The 16,394-nt window shown below is 62.9% G+C and carries 14 protein-coding genes; 12 read left to right on the top strand and 2 right to left on the bottom strand.

The annotated features are described in order from the left end of the window. Positions 1–105: 105 nt before the first annotated feature. The gene (locus tag ACQ7C1_RS10600; protein ID WP_430958232.1) at positions 106–2,388 is read right to left on the bottom strand and encodes an NADP-dependent malic enzyme; all 2,283 of its coding nucleotides are present in this window, start codon (positions 2,386–2,388) and stop codon (positions 106–108) included. 113 nt (positions 2,389–2,501) lie between these two features. Here ACQ7C1_RS10600 and mutS point away from each other — a divergent pair, with 113 nt between their 5' ends. The 4 genes from mutS to murJ all read left to right on the top strand — a co-directional run bounded on the left by mutS (position 2,502) and on the right by murJ (position 10,141). Then, complete coding sequence (gene mutS, locus ACQ7C1_RS10595) at positions 2,502–5,228, top strand: DNA mismatch repair protein MutS (RefSeq protein ID WP_430958231.1); 2,727 nt, start codon at positions 2,502–2,504, stop codon at positions 5,226–5,228. 11 nt (positions 5,229–5,239) lie between these two features. Beyond that, positions 5,240–5,515: a hypothetical protein gene (locus tag ACQ7C1_RS10590; RefSeq protein ID WP_085776730.1), complete on the top strand. Its 276-nt coding sequence runs from the start codon at positions 5,240–5,242 to the stop codon at positions 5,513–5,515. A 125-nt stretch (positions 5,516–5,640) separates the two neighbouring features. Then, positions 5,641–8,544, top strand: a complete 2,904-nt coding sequence (locus ACQ7C1_RS10585) for a [protein-PII] uridylyltransferase (protein ID WP_430958230.1) — start codon at positions 5,641–5,643, stop codon at positions 8,542–8,544. Positions 8,545–8,554: 10 nt separating this feature from the next. Then, positions 8,555–10,141 carry a murein biosynthesis integral membrane protein MurJ gene (gene murJ / locus ACQ7C1_RS10580; RefSeq protein ID WP_430958229.1) on the top strand — a complete coding sequence of 529 codons (1,587 nt, stop codon included), beginning with the start codon at positions 8,555–8,557 and terminating at the stop codon, positions 10,139–10,141. Positions 10,142–10,352: 211 nt separating this feature from the next. Here the strand turns inward: murJ and ACQ7C1_RS10575 are convergent, their stop codons facing one another. Next, positions 10,353–10,781: a YcbK family protein gene (locus ACQ7C1_RS10575; RefSeq protein WP_085776727.1), complete on the bottom strand. Its 429-nt coding sequence runs from the start codon at positions 10,779–10,781 to the stop codon at positions 10,353–10,355. A gap of 187 nt (positions 10,782–10,968) precedes the next feature. Here ACQ7C1_RS10575 and ACQ7C1_RS10570 point away from each other — a divergent pair, with 187 nt between their 5' ends. The 8 genes from ACQ7C1_RS10570 to ACQ7C1_RS10535 all read left to right on the top strand — a co-directional run bounded on the left by ACQ7C1_RS10570 (position 10,969) and on the right by ACQ7C1_RS10535 (position 16,380). Continuing rightward, positions 10,969–11,376 carry a VOC family protein gene (locus ACQ7C1_RS10570; RefSeq protein WP_085776726.1) on the top strand — a complete coding sequence of 136 codons (408 nt, stop codon included), beginning with the start codon at positions 10,969–10,971 and terminating at the stop codon, positions 11,374–11,376. An 87-nt stretch (positions 11,377–11,463) separates the two neighbouring features. Next, positions 11,464–12,528: a tryptophan--tRNA ligase gene (gene trpS / locus ACQ7C1_RS10565; RefSeq protein ID WP_430958228.1), complete on the top strand. Its 1,065-nt coding sequence runs from the start codon at positions 11,464–11,466 to the stop codon at positions 12,526–12,528. 100 nt (positions 12,529–12,628) lie between these two features. Then, positions 12,629–13,120 (top strand): universal stress protein, encoded by a 492-nt coding sequence (locus ACQ7C1_RS10560; protein ID WP_011423764.1) that lies wholly within the window; start codon positions 12,629–12,631, stop codon positions 13,118–13,120. 109 nt (positions 13,121–13,229) lie between these two features. Then, positions 13,230–13,796: a NifU family protein gene (locus ACQ7C1_RS10555; protein WP_064693562.1), complete on the top strand. Its 567-nt coding sequence runs from the start codon at positions 13,230–13,232 to the stop codon at positions 13,794–13,796. 89 nt (positions 13,797–13,885) lie between these two features. After that, the gene (gene tsaB, locus ACQ7C1_RS10550; RefSeq protein ID WP_085776724.1) at positions 13,886–14,548 is read left to right on the top strand and encodes a tRNA (adenosine(37)-N6)-threonylcarbamoyltransferase complex dimerization subunit type 1 TsaB; all 663 of its coding nucleotides are present in this window, start codon (positions 13,886–13,888) and stop codon (positions 14,546–14,548) included. A gap of 1 nt (position 14,549) precedes the next feature. Further along, positions 14,550–15,044, top strand: a complete 495-nt coding sequence (locus ACQ7C1_RS10545; protein ID WP_430958227.1) for a GNAT family N-acetyltransferase — start codon at positions 14,550–14,552, stop codon at positions 15,042–15,044. Positions 15,045–15,126: 82 nt separating this feature from the next. Further along, positions 15,127–15,555: a Fur family transcriptional regulator gene (locus tag ACQ7C1_RS10540; RefSeq protein WP_085776722.1), complete on the top strand. Its 429-nt coding sequence runs from the start codon at positions 15,127–15,129 to the stop codon at positions 15,553–15,555. A 27-nt stretch (positions 15,556–15,582) separates the two neighbouring features. Further along, a complete protein-coding gene (locus tag ACQ7C1_RS10535; RefSeq protein WP_430958226.1) occupies positions 15,583–16,380 on the top strand; it encodes a lysophospholipid acyltransferase family protein in 798 nt (265 codons plus the stop codon). The last annotated feature ends 14 nt before the right edge of the window (positions 16,381–16,394 follow it).

Genomic DNA, 16,394 nt, shown 5'->3' with positions numbered 1-16,394 from the left:
ATCCCTTCGCCCCGCAAGCGGGGAGAAGGAGCCGGCAGGCGGATGAGGGGCTGATCTCGCCGATCTCCCTGATCACTGAATATCTCGCTGTGCAGGCAGATGGCCTTATGACCCGCCATAGGCGGCGATCGCCGCCATGTTGACGATGTCGCTGTCCTTGGCGCCCATCGAGGTGATCTGCACCGGCTTGTCGAGGCCGACGAGGATCGGGCCGATGACCGTGGAGCCACCGAGTTCCTGCAGCATCTTGGTCGAGATCGAGGCCGAGTGGAAGGCCGGCATGACGAGGACGTTGGCGGGACCGGAGAGCCGGCAGAAGGGATATTGCTCCATCACCTTGCGGTTCAGCGCCACATCGGCCGCCATCTCGCCGTCATATTCGAAATCGACACGGCGCCGGTCGAGGATCTTGACCGCTTCGCGCACCCGCTCGGAGCGCTCACCGGAGGGATGGCCGAAGGTGGAATAGGCCAGCATGGCGACGCGCGGCTGATACCCCATGCGCCGTGCGAGACCGGCAGCTTCTTCGGCGATATCGGCAAGTTCTTCGGCCGTCGGCATGTCATGCACCGCCGTATCGGCGACGAAGACCGTGCGGCCGCGGCAGAGCGCCAGCGACACGCCGATGACGCGGTGGCCGGGCTTCTCGTCGATGCAGCGGCGCACATCTTCGAGCGCGGTGGAATAGTTGCGGGTGATGCCCGTCACCATGCCGTCGGCGTCGCCGAGCGCCACCATGGTGGCGGCGAAATGGTTACGGTCATTGTGGATCAGGCGCTGAGCATCACGATGGAGATAACCGTGCCGCTGCAGCCGGGCATAGAGATAATCGATATAGGCCTCGACACGGGTCGAGATACGGGCATTGACGATCTCAAGGCCGGGCCGGTTAAGATCGATGCCGGCGCGCTCCGCCGTCGCACGGATCAGGTCTTCGCGCCCGAGCAGGACGGCGGTGCCGAGCTGCTGGTTGGCGTAGGACATGGCGGCGCGCAGCACCTGTTCTTCCTCGGCCTCGGCAAAGACGATCCGCTTCGGGCGGCGGCGGACACGTTCGTAGAGGCTGGCAAGCGTCGAGGCGATCGGATCGCGGCGCGCCGAAAGCTCCCGAGCGTAACCCGCCATGTCGGTGATGACCTTGCGGGCGACGCCGCTTTCGATAGCGGCCTCCGCGACCGCCACCGGAATTGCAGAGATCAGGCGCGGATCGAAGGGAACGGGAATAATGTATTGGGGCCCGAAACGCGGCCGGTTGCCCTGGTAGGCGGCGACCACGTCATCCGGCACGTCCTCACGGGCAAGGTTTGCCAGCGCCTTGACGGCGGCGATCTTCATCGCGTCGTTGATGGTGGAGGCGCGCACATCGAGGGCGCCGCGGAAGATATAGGGAAAGCCGAGAACGTTGTTGACCTGGTTGGGGTAGTCCGAGCGACCCGTTGCCATGATGGCGTCGTCGCGGATGCGGGCGACCTCCTCGGGGGTTATCTCGGGATCGGGATTGGCCATGGCGAAGATGATCGGCCGATCGGCCATCGAGCGGATCATCTCGGCCGAGAAGGCGCCTTTCTGCGACAGCCCGAAAATGACATCGGCGCCGTTCATCGCCTCTTCGAGCGTGCGCGCGTCGGTTTTTGCCGCATGCGCGGATTTCCACTGATTCATGCCCTCGGTGCGGCCCTGGTAGATGACGCCCTTGGTATCGCAGAGGATGATGTTTTCGGGCGCAAAGCCCATCGCCTTGATGAGTTCGACGCAGGCGATCGCCGCAGCGCCGGCGCCATTGCAGACGAGCTTCGTCGTCTTCAGGTCGCGGCCGGTCAGTTCCAGCGCGTTGATCAGGCCGGCGGCGGCGATGATCGCCGTGCCGTGCTGGTCGTCATGGAAGACGGGAATGTCCATCAGCTCGCGTAGCCGGCTCTCGATCACAAAGCAGTCCGGCGCCTTGATATCTTCGAGATTGATGCCGCCGAAGGAGGGGCCGAGGAAGCGGACGCAGTTGATGAACTCGTCGACATTGTCCGTATCGATTTCGAGGTCGATGGAATCGACGTCGGCAAACCGTTTGAAGAGCACCGACTTGCCTTCCATGACCGGCTTGGAGGCAAGCGCACCGAGATTGCCGAGACCGAGGATGGCAGTGCCGTTTGATATGACGGCGACCATGTTGCCGCGCGCCGTATAGTCATAGGCGGTCTGCGGATCGGCGGCGATCGCCTTGACCGGAACGGCGACACCCGGGGAATAGGCAAGCGAGAGGTCGCGCTGCGTCGCCATCGGCTTGGTCGGGTTGATCTCCAGCTTGCCGGGGCGGCCCATGGCGTGAAAATCGAGCGCCTCCTGATCGGTCACCGAGGTCACCGGCCGGTCCTTCTTATCAATATCGGGCATAAATCCTCCAACGTCCTGTGGGCGACGCTTCGCTCTTCCTCAAATGCAGTTGTCATCTATAGCGGCGCGCGGATAGGGTTGGCACCTGTTTTTTTGGGAAAAACTGCGCCTCCGTGAACGCACGAATAGACATTGGGAATGAAGCCTTTTCGGCTGCCGAGCTCGCCACGGCGGAAAGCCGCGCCTCCGCGACGCCGATGATGGAGCAATATATCGAGATCAAGGCGAACAACCCGGGTTCGCTGCTGTTCTATCGCATGGGCGACTTCTACGAGCTCTTCTTCGAGGATGCGCTGGAAGCCTCCCGCGCGCTCGGCATCACGCTGACGAAGCGCGGCCAGCACATGGGCCAGGATATCCCGATGTGCGGCGTGCCTGTGCATGCGGCCGACGACTATCTGCAGAAGCTGATTTCGCTCGGCTTCCGGGTGGCCGTCTGCGAACAGATCGAGGATCCGGCCGAAGCGAAAAAACGCGGTGGCAAATCGGTCGTCAAGCGTGACGTGATCCGCCTCGTCACGCCCGGCACGATCACCGAGGAGAAGCTGCTTTCACCCTCGGAATCCAACTATCTGATGGCGCTTGCCCGCATCCGCGGCGGCGCCGAGCCGCAGCTGGCGCTCGCCTGGATCGATATTTCCACAGGCGTCTTCCGGCTTGCCGAGACGGAAGCCTCGCGGCTGCTTGCCGATATCCTGCGCATCGATCCGCGCGAATTGATCCTGCCCGACACGATCTTCCACGATGCCGAGCTCAAGCCGGTCTTCGACGTGCTTGGCCGCACGGCGGTGCCACAGCCTTCCGTGCTCTTCGACAGCGCCAGCGCCGAAGGCCGGATCGCACGCTATTTCGGCGTCTCGACGCTTGACGGCTTCGGCAGCTTCTCGCGCGCCGAGCTGGCGGCGGCCGCAGCCGCCGTCGCCTATGTCGAGAAGACGCAGATCGCCGAGCGGCCGCCGCTTGGCAAGCCCGAGCGGGAAAGCGCCGCTTCAACGCTGTTCATCGACCCGGCCACCCGCGCCAATCTGGAGCTTGCCCGAACTCTGTCGGGAGATCGCAACGGTTCGCTCCTGAAGGCGATCGACCGCACCGTCACTGGCGGCGGCGCACGGCTTCTGGCCGAGCGGCTGATGTCGCCGCTCACCGATCCTGCCCGCATCAATGCGCGACTCGATTCGATCGGCTTCCTGATCGAGGAGCCCTCGCTCTGCGGCAGGCTGCGCGACACGCTGAAACATGTGCCCGATATGCCGCGCGCGCTCTCCCGCCTGGCGCTCGACCGCGGCGGGCCACGCGATCTCGCTGCGATCCGCCAGGGGCTGCAAGCCGCCAAGGGTGTTGCGGAGATGCTCGCAACAGCCATGCTGCCTGATGAGCTCGGCGAGGCGCTGTCCGGCCTGAAAGCGCTTCCCGCGCCGCTGTACGAACTGCTCGCCGAGACGCTCGCCGATGAATTGCCGCTGTTGAAACGAGACGGCGGTTTCCTGCGCGATGGCGCGAGCGCCGAGCTTGACGAGGTTCGGGCGCTGCGCGACCAGTCACGCCGCGTCATCGCCGGACTGCAACTGCAATATGCCGAGGAAACCGGCATCCGGTCGCTGAAGATCAAGCACAACAATATCCTCGGCTATTTCATCGAGGTGACCGCCGGCAATGCCGCCCCGATGACGGAGACGGCGGAGGCGAAGGCCCGCTTCATCCATCGCCAGACGATGGCGAGCGCCATGCGCTTCACCACCACCGAGCTTGCCGATCTCGAAAGCCGTATCGCCAACGCCGCAGACCGAGCGCTGACGATCGAACTCGACGCCTTCGACAGGATGACGACGGCCGTGGTCGCTGAAGCCGAAGCGATCAAATCCGGTGCGCGGGCGCTTGCCGTGATCGACGTCGCCTCAGGCCTGGCGCTGCTTGCCGAAGAGCAGGCCTATTGCCGACCGCAGGTCGACGGCTCGAAAATGTTTGCGATCGAAGGCGGGCGCCATCCGGTCGTCGAACAGGCGCTGCGCCGGCAGGCGGGCGGCCCCTTCGTCGCCAACAATTGCGATCTGTCGCCGAAGACCGGCGACAAGGATGGGGCGATCTGGCTGCTGACCGGCCCGAACATGGGCGGCAAATCGACCTTCCTGCGCCAGAACGCCTTGATCGCGATCCTGGCGCAGATGGGCTCCTTCGTGCCGGCGACATCGGCCCATATCGGCGTCGTCGACCGTCTGTTCTCGCGCGTCGGCGCCTCCGACGATCTGGCGCGCGGACGCTCCACCTTCATGGTCGAGATGGTGGAAACGGCTGCCATTCTCAACCAGGCGAGCGACCGCTCCCTCGTCATCCTCGACGAAATCGGCCGCGGCACCGCCACCTTCGACGGTCTGTCGATCGCCTGGGCCGCCGTCGAGCACCTGCATGAGGCCAATCGCTGCCGCGGCCTCTTCGCCACGCATTTCCACGAGCTGACCGTGCTGTCGGAAAAGCTTGGCCGGCTATCGAACGCCACGATGCGCGTCAAGGAATGGGACGGCGATGTCATCTTTCTCCACGAGGTCGGGCCGGGTGCGGCCGATCGTTCCTACGGCATCCAGGTCGCTCGCCTCGCCGGGCTTCCGGCCTCGGTCGTGGCGCGGGCCCGCGACGTGCTCACCCGCCTCGAAGATGCCGACCGCAAGAACCCGGCGAGCCAGCTGATCGACGATCTGCCGCTCTTCCAGGTGGCGGTGAGGCGAGAAGACATTTCTCGCGGCCCATCGAAGGTCGAGGAGGCGCTGAAGGCGATGAGCCTCGACGACATGACGCCGCGCGAGGCGCTGGATGCGCTTTACGATCTCAAGAAAAAGCTGAAATAGGAGCGCAGTCCATGTTCATGGAGAAGCTGGTTCGCGAAACCGAGCGCCTCTCGCTCATCTGCTCCATGCTCGACACGATGCGGCGCGCCGACAAAGATCGCAACGCCCGCGGCTGGACATCGCCGATCGGCCTGCTGAAAATCACCCGCTCCTGCGCTATGATATCCGAACTCGGAACGTCGATTGCCAAGGCGGGCTACCGCGAGTGCGACAGGGCGACGCTCGAGGAGATCCAGCGCGAGACCCGGCAGGTGCTGTATTCGCTGCATGCGCAGGCCGCAGACTGAGACTTTACGGAAGGTTTGCGGCAGAGCGTCCCGCATCGCAGCATTGGCAACACCATTTCGCCAAATTTAAAGGTTCTTGCAGTATGAAGGCCCGTGTCAATCGCCGGGCAAAGAGGTTATAGCGCATGCAGACGAAACGTGAGGCGAGCCCCAATCAGGCAGCCCGGCATGAACAGGAAACCGCCCCTGTGAGCGCGACGCGCAACCTCGATTTCTCGGAGATCCTCGACGCCGAGCTCTTGCAGAAGCAGTGTGAAGCCGTTGCCGAAGCCAATCGAAACCGACCCGACATCATGCGCGCCGATCTTCTCGCGGCTCTGAAAAGGGCGAGCACGGACGGCCGGCAGAAGGCGCGCGCGGCCCTTGCCGCCGACGGAAGCGGTCTCAATTGCGCCTATCGGATTTCCTGGCTGCAAGACCAGATCATCAGTGTCCTCTATAATTTCGCCACCACCCATATCTTTCCGCTGCAGAAGGACAAATTCGCGGTCACCGCCGTCGGCGGCTATGGCCGCGACACGCTGGCGCCGGGCTCCGATATCGACCTGCTCTTCCTCTTCCCGCCGCGGCCGGCGGAGGAGACGCACAAGGCGGTCGAATTCATGCTCTACGTGCTCTGGGACATGGGCTTCAAGGTCGGCCACGCCACCCGCACGGTGGAGGAATGCATCGCGCTTTCCAGGTCGGACATGACGATCCGTACCGCGATCCTCGAGATGCGTTATATTTGCGGCCTGCAGCGGCTGGAAACCGAGCTCGAAGCCCGTTTCGACAAGGAGATCGTCACTGGAACCGGGCCTGAATTCATCGCCGCCAAACTAGCAGAACGCGACGAGCGCCACCGCAAGGCGGGCGACACGCGTTACCTCGTCGAGCCGAACGTCAAGGAAGGCAAGGGCGGGCTTCGCGACCTGCACACGCTGTTCTGGATCTCGAAATATTACTACCACGTGCGCGACCAGGCGGAGCTGATCAAGCTCGGCGTTCTGTCGAAACACGAATATCGCCTTCTGCAGAAGGCGGATGATTTTCTCTGGGCGGTGCGCTGCCATATGCACTTCCTGACGGGCAAGGCCGAGGAACGTCTGTCCTTCGACATTCAGCGCGAGATCGCCGAGGCATTCGGCTATCACACCCGCCCTGGCCTTTCGGCGGTCGAGCGCTTCATGAAACACTATTTCCTCGTGGCCAAGGATGTCGGCGATCTCACGCGCATTCTGTGCGCCGCACTCGAAGACCAGCAGGCGAAGTCGATCCCGGGTCTCACCGGCGTCATCAGTCGCTTTACCCATCGCACCCGCAAGATTGCCGGCAGCGTAGAATTCGTCGAAGACCGCGGCCGCATCGCTCTTGCCGACGCCGATGTCTTCAAGCGCGATCCGGTCAGCATCCTCAGGCTCTTCCACGTCGCCGACATCACCGGGCTGGAATTCCATCCGGATGCGCTGAAACGCGTCACCCGCTCACTCGCCCTGATCGACAACAGCTTAAGGGAAAACGACGAGGCAAACCGTCTCTTCATGTCGATCCTGACGTCGAAACGTGACCCTGCGCTGATCCTGCGCCGGATGAACGAGGCCGGCGTGCTTGGCCGTTTCATCCCCGATTTCGGCAAGATCGTCGCGATGATGCAGTTCAATATGTATCATCATTATACGGTCGATGAGCATCTGATCCGCACCGTCGAAGTTCTCTCGGAGATCGACAATTCACGAGCGGAGGACCTGCATCCGCTCGCCAACAAGCTGATCTCGGGAATCGAGGACCGCGAGGCGCTCTATCTCGCCGTTCTCCTCCATGACATCGCTAAGGGCCGCCAGGAGGATCATTCGATTGCCGGCGCCCGCGTCGCCCGCAAGCTCTGCGCCCGCTTCGGCCTCTCGCAGAAGCAGACGGAACTCGTGGTCTGGCTGATTGAGGAACATCTGACGATGTCGATGGTGGCGCAGACCCGCGACCTCACCGATCGCAAGACCATTATCGATTTTGCCGACCGCGTACAGTCGCTCGACCGGCTGAAGATGCTTCTGATCCTGACGATCTGCGACATTCGCGCCGTGGGCCCGGGCGTCTGGAACGGCTGGAAGGGCCAGCTTCTGCGCACGCTCTATTACGAGACCGAGCTGCTGCTGGCCGGCGGCTTTTCGGAGGTGTCCCGCAAGGAGCGGGCCCATGCCGCCGCCGAGGCGTTGCGCGGCGCCCTATCCGACTGGAGCCAGAAGGACCGCAACACCTATACCAAGCTGCATTACCAGCCATACCTGCTCTCGGTGCCGTTGGAAGACCAGCTCCGCCACGCCGATTTCATCCGCCAGGCCGACAAGGCGGGGCAAGCGCTAGCCACGATGGTGCGCACCGACAGTTTCCACGCCATCACTGAGATCACCGTGCTGTCGCCCGACCACCCCCGGCTGCTCGCCGTCATTGCCGGGGCCTGTGCTGCGGCCGGCGCCAACATCGTCGACGCGCAGATCTTCACGACCTCGGACGGACGGGCGCTCGATACGATCCATGTCAGCCGCGAATTTGCCGATGATGCCGACGAACTGCGCCGCGCCGGCACGATCGGGAGGATGATCGAGAACGTGCTGTCCGGCCGCAAGCGCCTGCCCGAGGTCATCGCCACGCGCACGCGTAACCGCAAGAAAAGCAAGGCTTTCGACATTCCGCCTTCGGTCAACATTACCAACAGCCTGTCGAACAAGTTCACGGTCATCGAGGTCGAATGCCTCGACCGGCCGGGCCTGCTGTCGGAGATCACTGCCGTGCTCTCCGATCTGTCGCTCGATATCCAGTCGGCGCGCATCACCACCTTCGGCGAGAAGGTAATCGACACCTTCTACGTCACCGACCTCGTGGGTCAGAAGATATCGGGCGACAGCAAGCGCGCCAATATCACCGCCCGCATGAAGGCCGTGATGGCGGAGGAGCAGGACGAGCTGCGCGAGCGCATGCCCTCCGGCATCATCGCGCCCGCCGCCACCCGAACATCGCCCGCAGCCGAAAAGAAAGCCGATTCCCCCGCATGAGCCCCAAAGCATGAGCCTCGTCAAGAAATTCGCGACCGTCGGCGGCGCCACTCTCGGCAGCCGCATCTTCGGCTTCGCCCGTGAAACGCTGATGGCAGCGGCGCTCGGCACCGGGCCGATGGCCGACGTCTTCTACGCCGCCTTCCGTTTTCCGAACCTCTTCCGCCGGCTGTTTGCCGAAGGCGCCTTCAACGCCGCTTTCGTGCCGCTCTTTGCCAAAGAGATTGAGGCGAACGGCACGGATGGCGCCAAGCGCTTTTCGGAAGAAGTCTTCGGCGTATTGTTTTCGGTGCTGCTCCTCATCACCATCGTGATGGAGCTTGCCATGCCGCTCTTGGTGCGCTTCATCATCGCGCCGGGCTTTGCCGACGATGCCGAGAAATTCTCGATCACGATCCGCATGGCGGCCGTGATGTTTCCCTATCTGATGTGCATGTCGCTGACGGCGATGATGAGCGGCATGCTGAATTCGCTGCATCATTTCTTCGCCGCCGCCATCGCCCCCGTCTTCCTCAACGTGGTGATGATCGGAGCGCTGTTTTACTCGCTCTATACCGGCGCCGATCCGCTCGCGACGGCCTGGTATCTCTCCTGGGGCGTTCTTGCCGCCGGCGTGCTGCAACTCGCCGTCGTCTATGTCGGCGTGCTGGCAGCTGGCATGAGCATCGGCCTGCGCTTCCCGAAGATGACTGCGAATGTCCAGCGGCTGCTGATCCTTGCGGTGCCCGCCGCCGTGACAGGCGGCATCACTCAGATCAACCAGCTGATCGGCCAGGCGATCGCCTCCTCCCGCGACGGCGCGATTGCGGCGCTACAGTATGCCGACCGCATCTATCAGCTGCCGCTCGGCGTCGTCGGCGTCGCCGTCGGCGTGGTGCTGCTGCCGGAGCTTGCCCGGGCGCTGAAGGGCGGAGCGCTGCGCGAAGCGGCAAACCTGCAGAACCGCTCGATCGAATTCGTGCTGTTCCTGACCATCCCCGCCGCTTTCGCGCTCTGGATCCTCTCCGACGAAATCATCCGCGTGCTCTACGAACGTGGCGCCTTTCATCAGGAAAACACCGCCGTCGTCGGCTCGATCCTGGCGATCTACGGCATCGGCCTGCCCGCGTTTGTGTTGATCAAGGCGCTGCAGCCGGGCTTTTATGCCCGCGAGGACACCAAGACGCCGATGCGCTTCTCGGCGATCGCAGTGGGGACCAACTGCGCGACGGCGCTGACCCTCTTCCCCTTTATGGGCGCGCCCGGCATCGCCGTCGCCGAAGCCACCGCCGGCTGGATCAGCACGCTTTTGCTGTTCACCACGCTTTTGCGCCGCGGCCATCTGATCTGGGAATGGGCGCTGGCAAAACGCGCCGCCCTGCTGATCGTCGCCTCGGCCGTCATGGGCGCGGCAATCGTCTTCCTCAAGCAATATTGGGCGCCGTGGCTCGCCTCCGGCGCGCCGCTTCTGACCAAGGTCGGTACGCTGGGGCTGCTGATCGCAATCGCAATGCTCATCTATTTTGCCGCCGCCTTCCTGATCGGCGGAGCCGACCTCGGCATGATTCGGCGCAACCTGAACCGCAAGCCGGTGCCGGCGAAGGATGCACAAAGCTAGTTGATTGCCGAGAAAGCCCCTCATCCGGCTGCCGCCACCTTCTCCCCGTTCTGACGGGGAGAAGGGACTTGCCGCGCCGCCGCGCCTCTCTCAGGCCTCTCATAGGCACGTCCCCTCGCCCCGTTTACGGGGAGGGTTAGGGTGAGGGGCAAAAGTAGCCGGCGCAAACCTGACCGCCGTGGCACACCCCTCGCAAACCTTGCTCTCGCGCTTAGCAATCGACCCATCGCCGTTGCGGGCCGACATCGACATGAATGATGCCGTTGCAGTAGCTGCCGATGCCGCCGATGCCTGGAGCTGTCTTGGCGGCAGCAATGATGGTTCGTTCCGAGAGGCCCGGCACCCGGATATCGGCCGCCAGGCATTTTCCATGCAGGGAGCCATGACGGCGGGGATGTGGCCGTAGGCCGGAGGTAACGATCGGGCGGCGTCCGGTCTTTGCGGCGATATGCGAGAGGATCGCTCGCAGGCGCTCTGGAAAACAGCCGGCGCGCACGCTGACGGTCTGAACCGCATAGGCGAGTCGCGTTTCATGCTTGGGAAGATGAACGGCCGGTCTCTTGCTGTCTTGACCGACGGCGTCGGTTGCGGATTGTAGGGCGAAAAGGCCTGCCATGACGAGCAAACGGGTGTTCTGCATGGTCCCCTCCGGGCGGTTGGCCTGGCGACTGACGGGTCGCCAGTGTGCGGAGAGGATTTTCAGTTCAATAAAAGCTTTTCTGTGAAATTTTATACTCAATTTGAACTAAGGACGCTGATCAATTCGGCTTAAAAATGAGCATCCTTCGCGTTCTAGATGGAATAAACATCCAAACATGGGAGATCACATGACTGTCCAGTCTCTTTTTCTCGTCACGCTCGTCGTTGACGATTACGACCGCGCCAAAGGTTTCTATTGCGGCACCCTCGGTTTCGATTGCCTTCAGGACGAGCCCCAGCCGGAGGGCAAACGCTGGGTGGTCGTGAAGCCGAAAGGCGGGGATGGCGCAGCCTTTCTGCTGGCGCAGGCGGCAAACCAGACGCAGCGCGCGGCGATTGGCAATCAGACGGGTGGCCGCGTCGGCTTCTTCCTGAAGACCGACGATTTCGCCCGCGATTATGCCGCGATGCTCGGCGCCGGTGTGCGCTTTCTGGAGGAGCCCAGGCATGAGGTTTACGGCACGGTCGCCGTCTTTACGGATCCTTACGGCAACACCTTCGACCTGATCCAGCATGCCGCAGCCCGAACCACTTGATTGCGACGGGTTGCCCGTGCATAAGCCGCGGCGTTAGCAACATGGGCGAACAGCCCTGGGGCCCTCCACCAGCCTATTGAGGACGACATGAGCGAATTCCAAAAACTCGTATTCTCCGGCGTGCAGCCGACCGGCAATCTGCATCTCGGCAACTATCTCGGTGCGATCCGCCGCTTCGTGGCGCTGCAGGAAGGCAATGACTGCATCTACTGCGTCGTCGACATGCATGCACTCACCGCCCATCTGGTGCACGAGGACATGCCGAGCCAGACGCGCTCGATCGCCGCCGCCTTCATCGCCGCCGGCATCGACCCGGCAAAGCACATCGTCTTCAATCAGTCGGCCGTGCCGCAGCATGCGGAACTTGCCTGGATCTTCAACTGTGTCGCGCGCATCGGCTGGATGAACCGCATGACGCAGTTCAAGGACAAGGCCGGTAAGGACCGCGAGCAGGCTTCGCTCGGCCTCTACGCCTATCCAAGCCTGATGGCCGCCGACATTCTCGTCTACCGCGCCACCCATGTGCCAGTCGGCGAGGACCAGAAGCAGCATCTGGAGCTTGCCCGCGACATCGCGATGAAGTTCAACCTCGATTATGCCGAGCATATTCGCAAGAGCGGCTACGGCATCAACATCACCGTCGGCGACGAGCCGGTGCATGCCTATTTTCCGATGGTCGAACCCTTGATCGGCGGACCGGCGCCGCGCGTCATGTCGCTTCGCGACGGCACCAAGAAAATGTCGAAATCCGATCCTTCCGACCTTTCGCGCATCAATCTGATGGACGACGAAGAGGCGATCTCCAAGAAGATCCGCAAGGCCAAGACCGATCCGGACGGTTTGCCGAGCGAGGTCGACGGGCTCCAGGGCCGTCCGGAAGCCGACAATCTGGTGGCGATCTATGCCGCGCTGGCCGACAAATCGAAGGCCGAGGTGCTTACCGAATTCGGCGGCCAGCAATTCTCGGTCTTCAAGCCGGCGCTGGTCGATCTCGCCATCCATGTGCTGGCGCCGATCACCGGCGAGATGCGCCGGCTGATGGACGATACCAGCCATATCGACGCGATCCTGCGCAAGGGCGGCGAACGCGCCAGGGAGCGTGCCGAAGTGACGATGAAGCAGGTGCGCGACGTCATCGGCTTCCTGTACTGAGACAACGCCCTGTCCTTCGGGGAACAAGGGAATCCCCAGAGGCAGAGGCGCCAAAAACTGCGCTTGCAATTTTTCCGCTTCGGGTGTCAGAGTCCGCCCCATGGTATCGAAGCGACTCTCACGGCTCGAAGGCCACCGCCGAAAATTCATGGCGGTGATCGACGGGACACCCGAATGCCAGCGCGCCGTTCATTATGCCGGCCGGCGCGCGAAGAATTCCAATGGCGGCCTGGTGCTGCTCTATGTGATCCCCAACGGCGATTTCCAGCAATGGCTCGGCGTCGAGGAGATCATGCGGGCCGAGGCGCGCGAGGAAGCCGAGGCAACGGTTGCCAAGATCGCCCAGATCGTGCGCGAGACGATCGGCATCGAGCCTGAGGTCGTCATCCGGGAAGGCAGTGCCGCCGAGCAGATCAACGCCGTGATCGAAGAAGACCGCGATGTGGCGATCCTCGTTCTTGCCGCCGGCTCGGCAAAGGAAGGTCCCGGACCACTGGTTTCGTCGGTCGCCGGACGCGCGGCGGCGTTTCCGATCCCGGTCACTGTCCTGCCGGATACGCTGACCAATGAGGAAATCGACGCCCTCTGCTGAGCCTATTTCTTGAGTACAAGTCTCTTGATTAGGTTGGGCAATGGGCTTATCTTCTTTGGAAGAATTCTAAAGACGGCCGAGGTCTCGAGCCTGTCACATGGAGAGCCAGATGTTCATTCAGACCGAAGCCACGCCGAACCCCGCCACACAGAAGTTCCTGCCGGGCAAGGTTGTCATGGAAAACGGCACCGCCGAATTCCGCAGCGCCGAAGAGGCTGAAGCCTCGCCGCTCGCCGCCCGCCTGTTCGAAATTCCTGGCGTCACGGGAGTCTATTTCGGCTATGATTTCATTTCCGTCTCCAAGGACAACGCCGAATGGCAGCATCTTAAGCCGGCTATCCTTGGCTCGATCATGGAGCATTTCATGTCCGGCAAGCCGGTCATGGGTGATGCTTCCATCCTTTCCGAAGATGCCGATGCCGGCGACGAGTTCTTTGATGAAGGCGACGAGTCGATCGTGCTGACCATCAAGGAGCTTTTGGAGACCCGTGTGCGTCCGGCCGTCGCCCAGGACGGCGGCGACATCACCTTCCGCGGCTTCAAGGACGGCAAGGTCTATCTGAACATGAAAGGCTCCTGCTCCGGCTGCCCGTCTTCGACGGCGACGCTGAAGCACGGCGTCCAGAACCTGCTGCGCCATTTCGTTCCCGAAGTGCAGGAAGTGATTGCCGCTTAAGAATTTCAAATTCGCTCCGGCCGTTCATCTCAGGTTCGGCCGGAGGGTCTATGGTTAGGCGACAAACAGTTTATTCGGAAATTGATGGCATGATCGTTCTGGCGCTCGACACGGCAGGTGTGGATTGCGCTGCCGCCGTTTATGACAGCGGCAGGAATACGGTGCTGGGGGAGGCATCGGACATGATCGGCAAGGGGCATGCTGAACATCTGATCGGGATCGTCGATCGCGCGCTGGATCAGGCGGGTGTCACGCTTTCTGACGTCGACCGCCTTGCCGTCACCATCGGCCCCGGCTCGTTTACCGGCATCCGCGTCGGCGTTGCCGCAGCCCGGGGTTTTGCGCTTTCCCTCAATGTGCCCGTCGTCGGCGTCACCACGCTCGAGGTGATGGCATCAGCCCAGCGTGCGAGGACGCCGGGCCGTGCCGTGCTGGCGGCGATGGACGCCAAGCGGGACGAAATCTATCTCCAGTCCTTCGCCGCCGATGGTTCCCCGCTGGATCAGCCGCGGGCGGCAAGCGTTGCCGAGGCTCAGGCTTTCGCCGCCGGCTTCGATGGTGAAATCACCGGTTCGGCAACGCCGCTCCTGAAGGCCGGCGCCGGTGGCGACCACCCCAACGTCTTTCCGATTTCGATTGTCGCGCGTCTGGGGGCTGCGGCCCCTGCCGACGCCGGAAAGCCCAAGCCCCTTTATCTGCGCGGACCGGATGCCAAGCCGCAGGCCGGATATGCGATTGCGCGACGAGTGTGACATGCTGGAAGCCTATCTGACGCTGAAGCCGGAATTCGAAATCATCGCCATGGAGCGCGAGGATTGCCGCGACGTCGCCGTCCTGCATGGCGAGCGTTTCGCCCAGGCCTGGGGCGACGGCGAATTCCACAGCCTGCTGTCGCAGGAGACTGTTTTCGGCTTCGTCGCGCGCCAGACCAACGCCATCCTGAAAAAGCCGCTTCCCGGCTTTATCCTTGCCCGCCAAGTCGCCGGCGAAGCCGAGATCCTGACGATTGCCGTGCAGGCGAAAGCCGCCCGTGCCGGACTGGGCTGGCGGCTGATGCAGGCGGCGATGCGCGAGGCGCGGGCGCGTGGCGGCGAGAGCATGTTTCTTGAGGTCGACAGCGGCAATACGGCAGCACTCGGCCTCTACCGCAAGCTCGGTTTTGAAAAGGTCGGCGAGCGCCAGGGCTACTACAAGCAGGAAAACGGCGCCCCTTCCACGGCGCTTGTCATGAAGCGCGTTCTTCGATAGTTCCCTGGCAGAGCAGGACATGCGGACCGGCGCAAACGCCGTGCAGGCATTGTGGAAACGCGATTACTTTTGAAGGCGGGCCATGACCGACGTAGCCAAGACCCTCGAGGAGCTTTGCGCCGAACGCGGCATGCGCATGACCGAGCAGCGCCGCGTGATCGCGCGCATCCTCGAAGAATCCGAAGACCATCCCGACGTCGAAGAGCTTTACCGCCGTTCTGTGAAGGTCGACGCGAAAATCTCGATCTCCACGGTCTATCGCACCGTCAAGCTGTTCGAGGATGCCGGCATCATCGCCCGCCACGATTTCCGCGACGGGCGCTCGCGCTACGAAACGGTGCCGGAAGAGCATCATGACCATCTCATCGACCTGAAGACCGGCACGGTCATCGAATTCCGTTCACCTGAGATCGAGGCGCTGCAGGAGCGCATCGCCCGCGAGCACGGCTTCCAGCTGGTCGACCACCGCCTGGAGCTCTACGGCATTCCGTTGAAGAAGGAAGATCTCTGAAGCGATGGCCGCCCGGGAGTGCCGCATTTGATCGCCTGGCTGCGCATTGCCTTCGCTGCGGTCGTCATCCTTGCCGTCAGCATCGTGCTCATGCCGCTGCAGCTGTTGGCCCTGCGTTTCGACTGGCGGCTGCGCCGCAGACTTCCGCGCGTCTGGCACCGTATCATCTGTTATTGTCTCGGCATCCGCGTCCGGGTGACGGGCAGGCTGGAAGACCGCCGACCGCTGATGCTCTGCTCCAACCATTCGTCCTGGCTTGACATCATGGTCATGTCGGCCGTCGCCGACGTCGCTTTCATTGCCAAGATCGAGGTCAGAGACTGGCCGATCTTCGGCACGCTCGCCAAGCTGCAGAAGAGCGTGTTCGTTGTGCGCGAGGAAAGGCGCAAGACCGGCCATCAGGCATATGAGATCGCCGGGCGCATGGCCGACGGGGAAATCGTCGTGCTTTTTCCGGAGGGCACGACCTCGGACGGCAACCGGTTGCTTGAGGTCAAGTCGTCGCTGTTCGGCGCTGCCGCGATGGCGGTGCCTTATTCGCCGACGGGAACCGTCGTGGTGCAGCCGGTGGCCGTTGCCTATACCAGAGTGCATGGCATTCCGATGGGGCGCTACCACCGGCCGCTCGCTGCCTGGCCGGGGGATATCGAGCTCCTGCCGCATCTGATCGACATCCTCAGATGCGGCGCCATCGACGCCGAAGTTTCCTTCGGCGAGGCGGTGGAATACCGCGCCGAGAGCAATCGCAAAGAGGTGAGCGCGACGATCGCCTCGCGCATCCGCAGCCTTCTCAACACAAGCCTGCGCGGGCGCAATGTCGGGTGAGCCGAGAGTCTCTT

Source organism: Rhizobium sp. Nf11,1 (assembly GCF_050587665.1).
Taxonomy (GTDB): Bacteria; Pseudomonadota; Alphaproteobacteria; order Rhizobiales; family Rhizobiaceae; genus Rhizobium.
Note: the sequence above shows the minus strand (reverse complement) of the source record. Positions and strands in the feature narration are given on the sequence as shown.

What these genes read in the sequence shown, in the direction of transcription:
- ACQ7C1_RS10600 (WP_430958232.1), bottom strand. Translation starts at nt 2,388, where the DNA reads ATGCCCGATATTGATAAGAAGGACCGGCCGGTGACCTCGGTGACCGAT.
- ACQ7C1_RS10590 (WP_085776730.1), top strand. Translation starts at nt 5,240, where the DNA reads ATGTTCATGGAGAAGCTGGTTCGCGAAACCGAGCGCCTCTCGCTCATC.
- ACQ7C1_RS10585 (WP_430958230.1), top strand. Translation starts at nt 5,641, where the DNA reads ATGCAGACGAAACGTGAGGCGAGCCCCAATCAGGCAGCCCGGCATGAA.
- murJ (WP_430958229.1), top strand. Translation starts at nt 8,555, where the DNA reads ATGAGCCTCGTCAAGAAATTCGCGACCGTCGGCGGCGCCACTCTCGGC.
- ACQ7C1_RS10575 (WP_085776727.1), bottom strand. Translation starts at nt 10,781, where the DNA reads ATGCAGAACACCCGTTTGCTCGTCATGGCAGGCCTTTTCGCCCTACAA.
- ACQ7C1_RS10570 (WP_085776726.1), top strand. Translation starts at nt 10,969, where the DNA reads ATGACTGTCCAGTCTCTTTTTCTCGTCACGCTCGTCGTTGACGATTAC.
- trpS (WP_430958228.1), top strand. Translation starts at nt 11,464, where the DNA reads ATGAGCGAATTCCAAAAACTCGTATTCTCCGGCGTGCAGCCGACCGGC.
- ACQ7C1_RS10560 (WP_011423764.1), top strand. Translation starts at nt 12,629, where the DNA reads ATGGTATCGAAGCGACTCTCACGGCTCGAAGGCCACCGCCGAAAATTC.
- ACQ7C1_RS10555 (WP_064693562.1), top strand. Translation starts at nt 13,230, where the DNA reads ATGTTCATTCAGACCGAAGCCACGCCGAACCCCGCCACACAGAAGTTC.
- tsaB (WP_085776724.1), top strand. Translation starts at nt 13,886, where the DNA reads ATGATCGTTCTGGCGCTCGACACGGCAGGTGTGGATTGCGCTGCCGCC.
- ACQ7C1_RS10545 (WP_430958227.1), top strand. Translation starts at nt 14,550, where the DNA reads ATGCTGGAAGCCTATCTGACGCTGAAGCCGGAATTCGAAATCATCGCC.
- ACQ7C1_RS10540 (WP_085776722.1), top strand. Translation starts at nt 15,127, where the DNA reads ATGACCGACGTAGCCAAGACCCTCGAGGAGCTTTGCGCCGAACGCGGC.